Consider the following 14,464-nt stretch of genomic DNA (forward strand, 5'->3'; position numbering starts at 1 on the left):
TCCGTTCGCCGTCGGCCGAGCGACCTGCCCGTCACGGCGGCGAATGCGCCGGCAAGAGTCCGGTGGACCGCGCCAAACTCGGGCTGAAACGCTCGCAGTTGACCGATGGCACCGGCATACCCCTGGTCACCGAGCCGGCGCCCGCCACACCCGCGACCACACTCTGCTACCCGCCACCCTCGACCGCTTCACCGCCCTCGAACAGGCCCTCGGGCCACTGCCGGAGCATCCGCGCCTCGCCCTGGACGCCGGCTACGACTACCGGGTCGTCCATGACGACCTGGCCGGCCGGAGGATCGACGCCCGCATCGCCCCGCGTGGCGCGAAGACCCCGATCCAGACCGGCGGCCGGTGGGTCGTCGAGCGCACGAACTCCTGGATGAACAACTTTGGCAAGCTCCGGCGCTGCACCGAACGCCGGAGAACGGCCGTCGAGTTCTTCCTCGCCCTGGCCGCCACCATCATCACGGTCCGCTGCCTGATCCGACACGCCTGGACCCTCTACCGCTGGAACACCCGCCCTCGAAGCCCACGCATCCGATGACCTACTGGCGGACGCCCTAAGCCCCGCGTCCTTGGTCAAGCCTGTGGGGGTGGTTCGCCGTCGGCGTCGGGACCGCCCCGTCCGAGGTGGAAGATCCGCGGCCGGCCTCGGTGCACGGTGGGCGTGCGGTGCAGGGCGATGAGGGCCGCGTCGTCCGCGAGGCGTCCGCCGACGTGGGCGAGGAGGTCGCACCGGATGTGCTGCAGGAGTTCGTCGGGGCCGGTTCCTGTCACTGGGCGGCGCGTTCCGCGAGCGGGTAGAAGTTGTCGGAGCGGTCGCGGGCTTCCGCCACGCCGTCGGTGTAAAGCAGCAGCGTGTCACCGGGTTCGAAGGTGCACACGTCCACGCTGCAGTCCGCCGGGGCGACCGCGCCGATCCGCAGCCAAAGACGCGCCGGGCGTGGAAAGCTGATCCGGAGCAGGGTGGCCGCCTTGGCGAACACCCCTGCCGTTTGGCGGGTTTCTGGATAACGGGCATGCCGCCCACGCAATCGCGTCATGATCCCCATCGCGCCGGCGCGGCAGCAGGAGGGACAGGAATGTTCGAAACGGGGGAGGCGTGACGATGCGAGACCAACTCCTCGGGGACCGTTACCGGTTGGTGCGGCAGCTCGGCGAGGGCGGCATGGGGCAAGTGTGGGAGGCGCAGGACGAGACGCTGGGCCGGAATGTCGCGGTCAAGGTGATCTCCCTACTTGCCGGTGGCGGAAGCCGCGGCGACGAGGCCCGCGCCAGGTTCCTGCGCGAGGCACGGATCACCGCCCAACTGCAGCACCCCAACATCGTGACCATCCACGACCTCGGCGAGACCGGCGCGGGAAACGAGCGGGTCCCGTTCCTGGTGATGGAACTGGTCCGAGGCGAGGGCCTGGACACGATGCTGCGCCGAGGTGTCGTCACCCTGGCGGACGCGGCCTTATGGGGTGCGCTGATATCTGACGCGCTGGCCGTGGCGCACGCAGCCGGGATCATGCACCGGGACATCAAGCCGTCCAACATCCTCATCACGCCGTCCGGCACGGTGAAGGTCCTCGACTTCGGCATCGCGCGGGCAGCCGACCCCTACGCGACCGCGGACCGCCTCACCCAGACCGGCTTCATCGTGGGCACACCCCCCTACATGGCGCCCGAACAAGCACGCGGCTTCCCAGAACCGCGCAGCGACCTGTACGCCCTCGGCTGCCTCCTCTTCGAGCTGATCACAGGCCGGCTCCCCTTCCAGGCTCCCGACACCGTGGGATACCTCACGGCCCACCTCACACAGGAACCGCCCACACCCAGCTCGGTATCCACCGGCGTCCCCTCCGCGTGGGACGACCTCGTGCTGAGGCTGCTGCACAAGGACCCCGACCAGCGGTACCCGAACGCCACCGACCTCTCCCAGGCACTACGACACCTCGACCGCACACCCGAACCCGCCCAACGCCCCACGCCACCAGCAGGAGGGGCCACCCAACCCCCGTCCACGACAGCGACGACCCCGCTCCCGCCCGCGGCCCCCACCCGCAGAGCAAGTAGCCTCCCCCCACTGCCGGACACCGCATCCACGCACACCCTGTTCGGACTGACCGTCACCCCGGACGGCTGGCACGCCTGGCTCGACAACCCCGCCCAGTCGATCTGACAGCTGACAGGCCGGCCGACTGATCCGGTGCCGCGAGTGCACCTCGCGGTGCCGGATCATCTCCGAGCACGCCCGCCTCGATCGCGCCGATGACCCCTGTCCGACGTATTCGGGAGACGGCGCGTCGCGGGCGTTCGGCGGACAGGCCCTGGAACCGTTCGGAATGCGCCCGGCCAAGGTCTTCGAGTGACACGATGAGCCGGTGACGATTCTTCAGGAGCGGTCGCGGCGGTGGCAGGGTGTGGGCGGACCCGAGGAGTAGTAGGTGTCGGGGCGAAGCGTGGTACCGCTGGCCCTGCGGATGCTGCTTCAGAAGGACGACCACGTCGATCCGCACCTGGAGATCCTGCGCCTGGGCGCCGAGCACCAGGACGTCGACGCCCGCGATGTCACTGTCACCCTGGTGCTGGACGGTGCGTTGGTGACCGGAACAGTGATCTCCACCGATACGTGGGAGCGTCTGCACCTGCGCCGGCTCGGCGACCATGACGACGCCCTTCGCCGTGTCGTCCGGGATGCGGTCGGTCATCTCGACCAGGCCGCCGACGAAGGCCGTCGGCAGGGCATTGACCGGCGCTTCTTACACCTGCGCGACGTCACCCACCGCGCTGCCCGCACCGTCCACACCCTGCCGCTGTGGCGCGGTCCGATTACGGCGGTGAGTGGCTGGATGGTTGGGGAACCCGAAAAAGACTGAAAGCCGATCTACTAGGTACCGAGAGGGATGTCAGATGACACGTCAGCAGAACCTGGAGTGGGCAAAGCACTGTCAACGGCCGGCACTACATGGCCGTTGACAGCGGCGCACCCAGCGGATCGACCAACCCGGTCGTCGACTACCACAGGGTCTATGCCCTCCTGTCGATCGTCCTCGCGGCCGCGCAGGCCGGTGACCGCTGGGGCCTGGGCCGCTGGTGGGCCACCCTGCCGGTGGTCAGGTCCCGCCGCTGGCTGCGCTGAGCAGCCCGCCGACGCCACCCGGCCCCATGCCAAGTCCTGCTGCGAAGAAGGACCTTGGGTCCGCGCGAGGGACCGTCGGGTCCTGTCGGGGCGGTCGCCGCGAGCAGCAGCATGGATCCCGGAGGCGGGACACCGGGTCACCGTCCGACAGAAGGGAACGGCCATGGCCCACGGAATCGTCACCGGGTTCGACGGATCGGCGCGGTCCGAAACCGCAGTCGGCTGGGCCGCCGCCGAGGCGGCCCGGCAGGGCGAACCGCTGCGGATCGTGCACGCCTGGCCCTGGCTCGGCTCGGCCTGGAGCGACGGGCCCGCGGCGGCTCCCCACCGCGGCGCCCTGCTGGAGTTGGAAGAGGTCGCTGACCGGCTGCGCGGCGTTCACCCCGCGCTGGACGTCGTCACCGAGGCGGTGGCCGACGACCCCGCCGACGCCCTGCTCGCCCGTGCCGCGGAGCACCGGCTCGTCGTGCTGGGCTCACGCGGCCTCGGCGGTTTCGCCGGCCTGGTGGTGGGCTCCGTCGGCCTGGCCGTGGCCGCCCGCAGCACCACCCCGGTGGTGCTGGTCCGCGACGGCGCGCCCGCAACTCCTGCCGACGCCGCCGACCGCCCCGAGATCGTCGTGGGCGTGCCCGGTGAGTCCTCCGCGGCGGTGCTGGAGTTCGCGTTCGCCGAGGCCGAGCGCCGGGGGGCGCGAGTGCGGGCAGTGCACGGATGGGAGGCGGTCCCGTTCTGGACCGCGGCAGGCTGGATGCCGCCGCAGGAGGACGTGGAACTCCGGGGCGCCGAGCTCATGGACGTGCTGGCCAAGGCGCTCGCGCCGGTCCGGGCGGCACATCCCGGCGTCGAGGCCTTCGCCGAGACCAGGACCGGCGGTGCCGCGCACGCGCTGGTCGCCGCCTCGGCCCAGGCCGACCTGGTCGTGGTGGGCCGCCGGCAGCACCGCCTCGGCACCCGGCTCGGCGCTGTCGCCCACGCGGCGATCCACCACTGCACCGCCCCGGTCGCCGTCGTCCCGCACGACTGAGATCGCCGCCTTCCCGTGGGCGCAGCCTTCGTCCTCTCCGGCCGACATGCCGGCAACCCGGCAGCCGCTGACTGACTCGGGCCGGACGCGGGTGGCGGCCCGGCCACCGGGGGCGCAGGACGCGGAAGGCCTCCACGGCGAAGACAGTAAGGTCGCGGTTCTGATCGACTCCAACGATCAGCGTCGGGATACATCAAGCCATGCCCAGCCATGTGCTGGTGAACCTGCTCGCCGGGGCGTGGCGCACAGGCTCTCGCAGGCACCGATCCGTCGCAGCGGGAGCTCGACATGGCTCGCCGGCCCCGCCATGGCCAGTGCCGACCCGCACGTGACCCGCGCGCAGCAACCCCCTTTCCCAGAGGCTCGTGCGATGCCGTCGTGTCGCGCATGGCGCTGATGCTGATGTCCGACGTGGAGCACGTCGCCGCCGAGGCCGGCCCGGGGCAATCCCGCTCGGCGTCGGGACGACGTCGAGCTGCCGTTCGGACGGTTGACGTCTTCGGGGAACGGGGGGCGTGGCGTCGTGGGAACGGATGGGGTTCCGGGCGCTTCGGTGTCCGGGTCCTTGTCCCCGAGTTGCGGAGTTCCCGTGCCGTTCGTGGCCGTGTCGCTGCGCCGTCTGTCCGCCGTCCTTCTTCCTCTGCTTGTGCTTGCCACGGTGTTCGGAGGGCTGTCGGCGCCGCCTGCGGCCGGAGCGTCGGCGGGTGCGGACTGGGACGCTGTGACCCGCTGCGAGAGCGGCGGCCGCTGGGACGCCGACACCGGCAACGGCTACTACGGGGGCTGCAGTTCGATGCGGCGACCTGGCGCGCCAACGGCGGGCTCGACTTCGCGCCGCGCGCGGGCCGGGCGACCAGGGAGGAGCAGATCGAGGTGGCGGAGCGCCTCGCCGCGCGGCGGGGCCTGACGCCGTGGCCGGTGTGCGACGCCGAGGCGGCCCTGGACCCGGACCGCTCGGACACTCACTATTCGTGGGTGGGTGCGCGCGACGACCGCGAGGCGTGGGCCGACTCGCAGGATGCCGCCGTCCTGTCCGCGGACCCGTCGCGCACCTGGACGGTGGAGGAGGGGGAAACGCTCAGCGGCATAGCGGAAGAGCTCGGCTTCCCCGGGGGATGGCCGGCCCTCCATGCCCTCAACCGCGACACTGTCGGCGGCGACCCGGATCTGCTGCTGCCCGGCCAGGTGCTGGCGCTCGGCTCCTGATCCGCAGCCGGTCATTCGCTGCCCGGACACGGAACTGACCGTCACTCTCGCCCGCTGAACGGGCCCGCCGACGGCTCCGACGGGAAGAGCAGCACGGTGACCGGGACCCTCGAACCCTCCGCGTTCGCCGCCACGCTGCCCCCGCACACCGTCTCCGCCTCCGTCCTCGCCGCCGACGAGGCGGGGCGGATTCTGATGCTCCACCAGGCCCGCCCCTACCTCGGACACCCCGCCTGGTGGCAGCCGCCCGCAGGCCTCGCCGACCCCGGCGGACACCCCCTCGCCGTCGCGCGCCGCACCGCTGCGCCCGCTGGCCGCCGCCATCACGAACCACTCTCCTTCTCCAGCTCCACCAACCGGCCTCGCTCCCGGCCGAGTCCGTCGCGGGCCTTCTCGGCAGCGTCGGCGGCTTCGTCCGCCCTTCGCCGGGCGGCCCGCTGCTCCTCGCGCCGGTTCTGCTCGGCGCCGCGGGCGGACGCGAGCCGCTGCTCGGCCCGCTCCAGCACGGCTCGGGCCCGCTCGGTGTCCTCGGCCGCCGCAGCGGCGTCGGCGGCCAGGCGCTCGGCCTGCTCCTCCAACCGCGCGGCCTCCCGGCCGGCGGCCTCCTGGACGCGCTCGGCCCCGGCCAGGATTGTCTCCGCCTCGGCGACCCGGCCCCGGGCCTCCTGCTGCGCGGCTGCCCGGCGGCCCGCCTCCTTAGACGTCCCGGGCGGCGCCGCCTTCCGCGCCCGGCCCGGGCCGGCCGGCGCTTCGGACGCGGTCCTCGCCGTACCGCCCGCCGCACGCCCGGCCGACATGCCAGCTGACTCCGACGGCAACGCGCCCGTCTCCTCCAACGCCCCGCTGAGCCTGCCCGCCGCCAGCGCCTCGGCGGCCCGCTCGTCCGCGAGCGCCGCCCGCAGCGTCTGCTCCACCATCCGCAGATGCGCCTCGCCGAGCTGCTCGCCCGCGTCGGCGGCCGCTTGGCGGGCCTGCTCGGTGAGCGCCGCGACCAGCTGGTGTCGCTGGGCGGACAGCTCCCGCAGCTCGGGGCCGGCGAGCCGGTCCTGGGCCTCGCGCAGGGCGCGGCCGAGCTCCAGCAAGGGCCCGACCTCCTCGTGATGTCGGCGGACGAGCCGGTTGACCGCGAACGCCGCAAGGGTCGGCTTCCGCAGCGCCTTGATCTGCGCGGCGAGCTCGCGGTCCCCGGCCTGACGCGTTCGGGCCACCGCGCGGTTGCGTGCGGCGGTGAACTCGGCAGGAGACAGGGTGTAGAGGTCGTTCGCAACCCGCTCGAACGCCGCCTTCGACACCACGATCACCCGCTTCTACAGACCACGCAGCGCCCGCTCGCACTCCGGGCACCGTATGGCGGCGAACCGCGGCGGGTACCAGGGCTGTCCGGGGGCGGTGCGCGAGTAGTGGGCGTGCTCCATGGAAGCGGTGTCGCGGCCGCAGAGCGTGGTGGGCAGCGGGTCCTCGGGCACGTCCGGGTCGGATCCGGCGGCGTGCACCGCGATCACGGCGGGCTCCGCGGCGTCCGGGCCGGTTTGTCGGCCGGGCCGGACCTCGAACAGCACGATGATCGCCATGGTGTCGAGCGTCGCCCCGGTGGCCGCGGGCGGCCACCGGGGAGATCCGTCCGATCATCGACCGCCAGGTGCAGCAGGCTTGCGGCCGTGCGATCGCGATGCTCGACAACGGGAGGGGCCGTTCGCCGCAAGCTGGCCCACCTGGGTACCGGATCCGTCCTGGCCGCTGCTGCTGCTGTCGGACGGCGCCGGCCAAGGTGTCGAGCCGGTGGCCCCGTACCGGTTGTAGCCGTGCGGGGTCCGGGAACAGTCCGACCAGGCGACTCCCTGTGCCGAGCCCGCCGCACCGCCCGCCCGCTCCGACGGACCGCCAGACAGGCACGGTGCACCCATCCGACAGGCAGCACCGGGCTGCTCACCGGCTCGGTGAGCATCGGGTTCGGGCAGTGTCCACGGTGTTATGCGTCGTCCGGGAGCCGGGGGGCGCGTCGGATGCCGCCCCGGGACGGGGCGGCGGGGTCCTGGATGGCTCTCGTGACGTCAGTGTCTGTCGCTCGGGCGGCTGTTGCTGGTCGCAGGTGTCGAGCTTCGCCCCGTCGGTCGCGGGGGCCAGGAGCTGGGATCGGTCGGTGTGGGGGAGCTGCTTTGGAAGTCTTGTGGTACGAGGGAGAATTAGGACGAGGTCGACCCGGCCGGCATGCACGAAGCCGGCGTTCCGCAGGACGCCTTCGCGGTGCAGGCCAGCCCGGAGAGCAACTTTCTGGGAAGAGATGTTCTCGGTGGCGGCCAGCAGTTCCATGCGCTGGAAGGCCTGGTCCGTCAGCATCCATTCTCCCAGCACCCGGGTGGCCTCGGCGGCGATCCCGCGCCCCCTTGCCCAGGGCGCCACCCAGTAGCCGACCTCGCTCACGCGCGCCCGCCAGTCGGTCTTCTTCAGCCCGACGGTACCCATCAACCGGTCATTGGAGGCGTCGGCGATCGCGAAGTGGATACCGTCACCGGACTCACGCAGGGCATGTGCGACCTTGGTGCACCAGGCCGTCGCGTCCTCACGGGTATAGGGCCGGGGCAGAGGGAGCCACCGCTGGGTGAGCTCGTCCGAGCAAGCAGCCTGGGTGTCGTCGATGTCGCCGCTGGTGAAGGGACGAAGCGTCAGCCGGCTCGTTTGCATCACCGTCTCGAGGAAGATGCCCGACATGCCCGTCTCCATTCGCAACCCGTCATCGCAGCCGGGCTGACGGTAACAGGAGACCGCCGGCCGTCAGGTGATGCCCCCTGCGCTTGATCGGCAGCGGACGGCCGCCAGAGACACCCAGGCTCCTCCTCACCACGCCTTACGGTTGTGGGGGCGTCAGCTGGTCGGGTGTCAGGTCGGGTCTGGTGCGCAGGACGCGGGGTCGGTGGCGGTAGCGGCCGAACTCCGGCTGGGTCTGGTCGACGAGGATCTCCACCACGACGTCGGCCTCGACGGGCAGGTAGGTGACGGGAGGGGCGCCGGGCAGGCCGCCCACCGTGCCGGGCAGCTCGGCGATGTCGCCGCTGCCGGCGGGGCGCAGCTGCGGGGCGAGTTCGGCGCGCAGGGCCGCAGTGAGGGGGAGGCTGACGCCGACGGGGTGCAGCTGGCCGTTCGCGGTGGGCTGGGCGAGGACGGCGGCCTGGCGGTTCGGGTCGCCGGTGGTGATGCCGACGACCACCGCGTCGATGGGGTGGCGGCGGCGCCACTTGCGCCAGCCGCTGCCGTAGCGCGGCAGGTAGGGGCGGTCAGCGGGTTTGAGGACGAGGCCTTCCACCGCGCCGCCGGCCGCGCCGACCCAGCCGGCCGCTTCGGCGAGTTCGCGAGCGGCCACAGCGCCGTCGGTCCGGCGGCCAGCAGTTCGCCGAGCCGTTCGTTGCGTTCGGCGAAAAGTCCGCGCCCGGGCGGGGTCCCTTGCCGGCGCGGGTCTGCAGCCGGGAGAAGACGACGTCCCCGTCGGTGGTGACGGCCAGAAGCTCGCCGTCGAGCACGGCCTCGGGCAGTGAGGAGGCCGCGGCCGCGATGTCCGCGAACGGGCGGGTGAGAGGACCGTGCCGCCGCCTACCGGCGCTTCCTCGACGCCGCCGTCCTGGCCGGCCTCCATGTCACCTGGTTGTCTCCCTGCCCGCCGCCATCGGCGACAAGCAGGCCGAGGAGCATGTGAAGGCGCAGCTGCCCCGGCTGGCCGAGCTCGGCGGCGAGTTGGTGGCCGCGCTCTACGGCCTGCGGCTGTGCGCCCCGGTCGACGTCCTGGACGCGGCGGAGAAGACGGCCAGGGCCGCGCCGACGCTGGGCCTCACCGCGGAGCAACTGGACGCGGCGATGGGCCTCTTCACCACCGCGCAGCGCCTCTTCCTCAGCGCCGCCCGGGAAGACCTCGGCTACACCGCCCGCTGGTGGCAGCTGCTGCGCAAGCGCAAGGAGAAGCGCTACCGCCAGCGCGGGGAGATCGAGGCCGGCCTCCGCTGACCGGGGGCGCGGGTCAGAAGATCGGGGCGGGGCCGCCCGGGGCGATGGACCGGCGCCCATGTTGTCGTTCGGGTTGAGGTAGACCAGCGCGATGAACCACGCCTCCGCCGCCTTCGGGTCGCGGCGGCGCAGCAGGTCGGCGTAGCAGAACAGCACGCTGTGCGCGGGCCGGTTGTCGAGCTCGCTGTAGAGCAGCACGTCGGTGAATGGGAACGGCAGCGACTGCTGGAGCACGCACACCCCGGCCCGCGCCCACTCCAAGGCGGCGTCCAGGCCCTCGGGGTCGATTCCCAGGTCGGTTTCGTGCAGATCACCAGTCAGTGCGCTGCTGGGCCCAATTGGCTAACTTGGCAGGCACCCTCACATGTCAGTGCAGCCGCCTAGCCTGGGCACCCCCGGCACGAAGGAGCCTGTCTGTGACCACAGGAGTCGATGTCCTGCAGGATCAACTCATTGAGTGGGTTTACACACAAGCGCAAGAAGCGGGGACACCTCTTGCAGGGGTGGATATTGGGCCCTTCGCCGAGCAGCACGGTCTCGACCAGCAGCAAGCATTCCAACTTCTGTTCTTCTGCAAGGAACAAGGGCTGTTGACTGACCGTGGAACCACGATGGGACGCGCGATCGCCGGCATCACACCGATCAGCGCGGCGTGGATGGCAGACCGAATCCGACAGCGGGAAGACCATGCCGCCCGCATCACAGCGGCCCGAAGCGGACTCCTCGTTTGGCTCTGGCACCGTAAGCACGAAGGCATCCACATGCCGCCCATCGCCGGCGTCTTGGACGCCCCGCAGTCGCTGTTCGTCGGCATCCGACTCACCGCCTCTGAGATGGACCGGGCCGCCGCTCACCTCCAGGAAAAAGAACTGATCAAGGGAGTGGCCAGAGCCTGGGGCGCAGACGGACCCCTGCGCGCAGAGATCACAGCCCAAGGAGAAGACTGCGTGGAGAACTACGAAGCCGACCTCGCCGCCTACGAACGCCGGAACAACGGGGCCAGCAACACCAACTTCCACATCGGCACCAACACCGGCAACATCGCGGCCAACAGCCGCGAAGTCACCCAGACCGCCACCACCAACCAGGGCATCAACCCCAGCGAGCTGGTACTCCTCGCCAGATCCCTGCGCCAGGCGGCTCCCGTGCTCGGTCTACCGGAGAGCGATGCCGACGAGTTCACCGACATCGCAACCCGGATCGAGAACGAGGCCTCCGCAGACAATCCTGACCCGGGACGACTCCGGCGCTGGGGAGCCGCGATCTTGGACATCCTCAACTCCCCAGCGGTCAGCGGCGCCCTCGCCCAGACCCTCTCCACCACCGTCCAGGCCGCCATCACCCCGGGCAGCTGACTTCACCCGCTGCCCAGCAGGCACCGCACCGTACCTGGGTAGAACGCCGGAGGCCGCCACCCCATCGGGACGGCGGCCTCCGCGGTTTCCTCAGGGGCCCTCGGCAGCCCACCCCGGGTACCAAGCCACGCCCAGCGCCTCCAGCTGCCCGAGCTGCTCCGCGCTCAACTTGTCCCGGCGAGCCTTCTGGTTGTTGACCCACGTGCCCAGCGACAGCCCGTCCTCGGTCTTGTGGGCGCGCGGCACACGGGCGTGGCCCTCCCGCTCGACGAAGGCCGCCAGCGCCGCCAGCCCGGCGGCGAACCGGTCGGTGCGCGACACCTTCGGCTTCGCCGCAGCCACCGCCTGCGCGGCCGCCAGCTCCTGGTCCTCCTCGATGCCGAGGGCCAGGATCAGGTCCTGCTGCTCCTGGTCGAGCTCGGCGAAGCCGGACCGCTGCGCCCGCACCCACCGCCCGAGCGGCTCGCCCTCGAACTCGGTCTCCACCGGGAGGCCGGCCCAGTCGACCCCGCCGTCCGACTCCAGCCACCACTGCCGCGCGGTCGCGTAGGAGCGCTGCCAGGTGATCGGCCAGCGCGGGCACTACCACGGGTCGATCTCCTCCAGCGCCGCCCTGCGCTCGGGGGCCAGCGCCCCGGGCTCGCCCTCGGGGACCTCGGACGCGGCCCGAAGGCCGGCCAGCCAGCCGCCGATCGCGTGTCAGTCTTCTCTCTAGTTGCAACACTGATGTCGCTCGTACCAGGTGTGCTTGAGGTAGCCAACAAACTTAAAGCTGCCCATTGGTATGCCTATTGAGCTGTAGTGGTGTTGCTAGTGAGCATGTTGACCTCCGGCGGATAGTCGCTCTGACCTGGGATGTTTTAGTTACGCGGCGAATGTTGTAACTAGATAGATAACTACCCGGTGAGAGTATCGGGCGATGCCCTCTGGAGTGATCTTGAGGGGGTGCGATGTGGGCAGGTCGAGGCGGTGTCAGTGTTAACGGCGGGGGCTGTGGGCAGAGTGTCGTGTTGCGTGAGCTGACGACGACATCCAGGCTGCCGCCCTCGCCTGAAGCCTCGTCGGGATCAGGGCTCGATGTTGATGCCGTAGTCAGTGGCCAGGCCCGCCAGGCCGCTGTCGTAGCCCTGGGCGACGGCGCGTGCTTTCCAGCCCGGTCCGTGGCGGTAGAGCTCAACGGCGACCACGACCGTCTCGCCCGCGTCGTGGGCGGGCGGCTCGAAGCGCAGGAGCACACCCGAGATTTGGGTGATGTCCGCCCTCCAGGTGGTGCGCTGGTCGAGGACGGCGGTGGGTTGCGTTTCGAGGTCGACGCTCACCACCACAGCGACCGTGCGGACATCGTCGGGGATGCGGCCGAGGTCGGCGGTGATGGTGTCGCCGCTGGAACTGACGCCGTCTTGGTGGGGGTGGTTGTAGAAGACGAGGTCGTGGTCGGTCCGGACCTTGCCGTCGCCGGTGAGGAGAAGTGCGGAAACATCGACCGGAGCGCCAACGGTCGTGACGCGTACCGCTGTTGTCTCGGTAGGTAGGGGCGCGTTGCCGCCCTTGGCCAACAGCAGCGGCACGAGGCCCTTCCCGTCAGGGGATGGTGCGGCGAGGTCGGTGGTGACGGGGCCAGCGGGGGAGTGGGCCGGGGGCGTGCCGGTGCGGGTGAGGCCAGCGAGGGCGCGCTGCAGGAGCGGCCAGCCTTCGGCTTCCTCGCCGGGCCAAGGCCACCGTAGCCGCTGGGTGCCGAACTGCTTGGCGGTGGGCGGCTGTCCGAGTGCCTCCTGGAGTTGAACGTAGCGCAGGCTCTCGATGGCCAGCCGCTGCAACTCCCACTGCCGGCGGATCTCCTCCGGGTCCTGGGCCGCTGGCCAGGTGCTTTTGGGGACGGGCTCGCCACCGAGCGCTTGGTACACCCGGCGGGCGAAGTCGTGGCCGTCGCTGGCCAGCAGGCGGGCGGGCCGCTTCTGCTCGGACGGCGCGGGCTCGCCGATCGCGGTGTAGAGCGCCCCGAGGTCACCGCCGGTCCACTGGTTGGCGGCGGTCGTCGCGAACCGGGAGAACTGGATGAGCGTGGGCGGGCGCCCCTTGAGGGCGACGTGGCGGTGGTACTGGTGGGCGACCTCCTCCAGTTCGCGGCGCCACCGCTGCTGCAAGTAGGTGTTGAGGTAGCGTTCGGCCCAGGCACGGCGGTGCCGGGTGACGATGTCCCTCACGTGCTCGAAGCCATCGCGGCGCGAGCCACGGCCCATGCTGAACGTGACACTCACGAGGCCGTCCTCGGAGACGACCGGAACACTCCTGCCCTCCGAGATCGACTCCGGATCTCCCAACTGCTGCTCGGCAGAGCGCAGTTCCTCGAAGAGGGAAGCGTCGACGGGGCAGCCGGCCGTGCGCAGCTCGGTCAGCTCACGGTCGTAGTAGCCGGCGGCGTCGGACAGGGTGGTGCGGGAGTACGGGCCCTCGCACACGAACCACGCGGTCAGCCCGATGCCATGCCAGAACCCGGCCGCTGCACCGAGAACCTGGGTCATCGTGTGGTGCGGGCGGGGGTTGCCGACGATGCTTCCGGGGTGCTGCTTCAGCATCACCGTCTCCCACAGCCGCCCTACCTGCTCCAGGACCATGGGCGGCAGAGCCTGCAGGTACAGCTGAGGGGTCCGGTCCTCTCCGGGCGAGGAGAGGTCCATCACTTCCTCATCGAGCAGGCCCCACAACGAGGGCATCCCCTTCGCCTGGTGGGCGTGTGCCTGGTCGAAACCCGCCCACCAGTCGCGCAGCACGGACACCCGCTCCTCGATGGGAGAGACGGCGGTGCTCGTGCCGAGGAACGCCGCGAGCATCGCCTGGACCTCGTCCTCGCCGATGCCCGTCTCAGCCGCCACCTCGGCCGCCTGGGAGGACATGCCCACATACAGGCGCGCCTCGGGCAGGGCGGTGATGACCTCCTCGTCCGGGTGTGGCGGGGCCTGGAGGTAGTCGAGTACAGCCAGCCAGTCACCCGCGAAATGAGCGGAGACCACCGGCTGCAGTGCGCGGGTGAGGACCCGCCGCGCCAGCGGCGTGCCCTTCTTCGCCTTCGCCGCGAACCCTGCCGTCAACTGCTGCAGCCGCTGAATCCGATGACGGGCCACCAGCTGTTCGAGATCGGCCGCCGCTAGCGCTTCCAGCAGGTCCAGACGGGCCTGCTGCTGCCCTCTGCGGTCGAGGGCGTGCCAGCCGCCGCCGAACCGGAAGACCTCCAGCGCACCGGAAGCGATGCCCAGCAGCCGGTAGCGGTCCTCGATCGCCGCCCACACCTGCCGCTGCTCCTCACGCGTACCGGCCGGCCCCGCCGCCCGCACCCGAACCGGCTCCATCAGCGTCTCAAACAAGGGCACCAGCAGCGCCCACAGCAGCACCACATCCCCGCCCTCGGCGACGGTGAGGCGGGCCGTGTCACCAGCGGCCACCGTCAGTGCGTGGGCCGGACGGTGGCGCAGCAGATGTGGCAGGTTGACCACCCCTGCCTTCAGCGAGAGCTGCTGCGGCAGATACCACGCGCCGCGCCGCTGCTGCTCCTGAACTCCGAACACCTCCGCGCACAGGGCGCTCTCCGTGCGGGTGAGAGCCGCGGCCTTGGCGGTGTCCGGGACACGAGCCCCCTTGCCGACAGTGACGGCGGCCACCGGCCGGCCCTCGAGCGAGGCGGCCAGCAACCGGGCCGTGAGCGCGTCGACGTCGGTGAAGCGCTGCTGCCGGCCGGCCGCCGCCTCCACGCGAAGTGCTACC

15 protein-coding genes and 4 pseudogenes are annotated in these 14,464 nt (G+C 71.3%); 11 read left to right on the forward strand and 8 right to left on the reverse strand.

Features of this window, described 5'->3' with window-relative positions:
* Positions 1-26: 26 nt before the first annotated feature.
* A pseudogene (locus ACZ6R9_RS28455) lies at positions 27-544 on the forward strand (transposase family protein); the annotation flags it as partial.
* Between the two features lie 35 nt (positions 545-579).
* Here the strand turns inward: ACZ6R9_RS28455 and ACZ6R9_RS28460 are convergent.
* Together ACZ6R9_RS28460 and ACZ6R9_RS28465 are read right to left on the reverse strand one after the other, a co-directional pair.
* Positions 580-777, reverse strand: coding sequence for a hypothetical protein (locus ACZ6R9_RS28460; RefSeq protein ID WP_465541211.1), 198 nt, complete (start codon positions 775-777; stop codon positions 580-582).
* A complete protein-coding gene (locus tag ACZ6R9_RS28465) occupies positions 774-1,043 on the reverse strand; it encodes a SpoIIE family protein phosphatase (protein ID WP_465541213.1) in 270 nt (89 codons plus the stop codon). Before ACZ6R9_RS28465 ends, ACZ6R9_RS28460 begins: the two co-directional genes overlap by 4 nt.
* 65 nt (positions 1,044-1,108) lie before the next feature.
* Between ACZ6R9_RS28465 and ACZ6R9_RS28470 the strand changes: the two genes are divergently transcribed.
* The 8 genes and pseudogenes from ACZ6R9_RS28470 to ACZ6R9_RS28505 form a co-directional block, all read left to right on the forward strand.
* Entirely contained in the window at positions 1,109-2,167 is a 1,059-nt protein-coding gene (locus tag ACZ6R9_RS28470) for a serine/threonine-protein kinase (RefSeq protein ID WP_465541215.1), read from the forward strand.
* A 265-nt stretch (positions 2,168-2,432) separates the two neighbouring features.
* Positions 2,433-2,864, forward strand: coding sequence for a hypothetical protein (locus tag ACZ6R9_RS28475; RefSeq protein WP_465541217.1), 432 nt, complete (start codon positions 2,433-2,435; stop codon positions 2,862-2,864).
* A gap of 89 nt (positions 2,865-2,953) precedes the next feature.
* The gene (locus ACZ6R9_RS28480) at positions 2,954-3,127 is read left to right on the forward strand and encodes a hypothetical protein (RefSeq protein ID WP_465541219.1); all 174 of its coding nucleotides are present in this window, start codon (positions 2,954-2,956) and stop codon (positions 3,125-3,127) included.
* A 163-nt stretch (positions 3,128-3,290) separates the two neighbouring features.
* Positions 3,291-4,151, forward strand: coding sequence for a universal stress protein (locus tag ACZ6R9_RS28485; RefSeq protein ID WP_380488412.1), 861 nt, complete (start codon positions 3,291-3,293; stop codon positions 4,149-4,151).
* A 258-nt stretch (positions 4,152-4,409) separates the two neighbouring features.
* A pseudogene (locus tag ACZ6R9_RS28490) lies at positions 4,410-4,574 on the forward strand (methyltransferase domain-containing protein); the annotation flags it as partial.
* 298 nt (positions 4,575-4,872) lie between these two features.
* Positions 4,873-5,015, forward strand: a pseudogene (locus ACZ6R9_RS28495) (transglycosylase family protein); the annotation flags it as partial.
* A 9-nt stretch (positions 5,016-5,024) separates the two neighbouring features.
* A complete protein-coding gene (locus tag ACZ6R9_RS28500) occupies positions 5,025-5,357 on the forward strand; it encodes a LysM peptidoglycan-binding domain-containing protein (RefSeq protein ID WP_465541285.1) in 333 nt (110 codons plus the stop codon).
* 96 nt (positions 5,358-5,453) lie between these two features.
* Positions 5,454-5,648 (forward strand): annotated as a pseudogene (locus ACZ6R9_RS28505) (NUDIX hydrolase); the annotation flags it as partial.
* A gap of 32 nt (positions 5,649-5,680) precedes the next feature.
* On the opposite strand, the gene ACZ6R9_RS28510 reads toward ACZ6R9_RS28505, so the two are convergent.
* The 4 genes from ACZ6R9_RS28510 to ACZ6R9_RS28525 all read right to left on the reverse strand — a co-directional run bounded on the left by ACZ6R9_RS28510 (position 5,681) and on the right by ACZ6R9_RS28525 (position 8,715).
* On the reverse strand, positions 5,681-6,658 hold the full coding sequence (locus ACZ6R9_RS28510; RefSeq protein ID WP_465541287.1) for a hypothetical protein: 978 nt from the start codon (positions 6,656-6,658) through the stop codon (positions 5,681-5,683).
* Positions 6,659-6,664: 6 nt separating this feature from the next.
* Positions 6,665-6,928: a hypothetical protein gene (locus tag ACZ6R9_RS28515; RefSeq protein WP_465541221.1), complete on the reverse strand. Its 264-nt coding sequence runs from the start codon at positions 6,926-6,928 to the stop codon at positions 6,665-6,667.
* 355 nt (positions 6,929-7,283) lie between these two features.
* Positions 7,284-8,066, reverse strand: coding sequence for a GNAT family N-acetyltransferase (locus tag ACZ6R9_RS28520; protein WP_465541223.1), 783 nt, complete (start codon positions 8,064-8,066; stop codon positions 7,284-7,286).
* A 136-nt stretch (positions 8,067-8,202) separates the two neighbouring features.
* On the reverse strand, positions 8,203-8,715 hold the full coding sequence (locus tag ACZ6R9_RS28525; RefSeq protein ID WP_465541225.1) for a hypothetical protein: 513 nt from the start codon (positions 8,713-8,715) through the stop codon (positions 8,203-8,205).
* A gap of 326 nt (positions 8,716-9,041) precedes the next feature.
* Between ACZ6R9_RS28525 and ACZ6R9_RS28530 the strand changes: the two genes are divergently transcribed.
* Both ACZ6R9_RS28530 and ACZ6R9_RS28535 read left to right on the forward strand, forming a co-directional pair.
* Positions 9,042-9,350 carry a hypothetical protein gene (locus ACZ6R9_RS28530; protein ID WP_465541227.1) on the forward strand — a complete coding sequence of 103 codons (309 nt, stop codon included), beginning with the start codon at positions 9,042-9,044 and terminating at the stop codon, positions 9,348-9,350.
* A 416-nt stretch (positions 9,351-9,766) separates the two neighbouring features.
* The gene (locus tag ACZ6R9_RS28535) at positions 9,767-10,705 is read left to right on the forward strand and encodes a hypothetical protein (protein WP_465541229.1); all 939 of its coding nucleotides are present in this window, start codon (positions 9,767-9,769) and stop codon (positions 10,703-10,705) included.
* 90 nt (positions 10,706-10,795) lie between these two features.
* Here ACZ6R9_RS28535 and ACZ6R9_RS28540 read toward each other — a convergent pair whose 3' ends face one another.
* A complete protein-coding gene (locus ACZ6R9_RS28540; RefSeq protein WP_465541231.1) occupies positions 10,796-11,191 on the reverse strand; it encodes a helicase associated domain-containing protein in 396 nt (131 codons plus the stop codon).
* Positions 11,192-11,772: 581 nt separating this feature from the next.
* Positions 11,773-14,451 (reverse strand): TerD family protein, encoded by a 2,679-nt coding sequence (locus ACZ6R9_RS28545; RefSeq protein ID WP_465541233.1) that lies wholly within the window; start codon positions 14,449-14,451, stop codon positions 11,773-11,775.
* Positions 14,452-14,464: the final 13 nt, after the last annotated feature.

This window comes from Kitasatospora sp. NPDC048662, assembly GCF_055587065.1.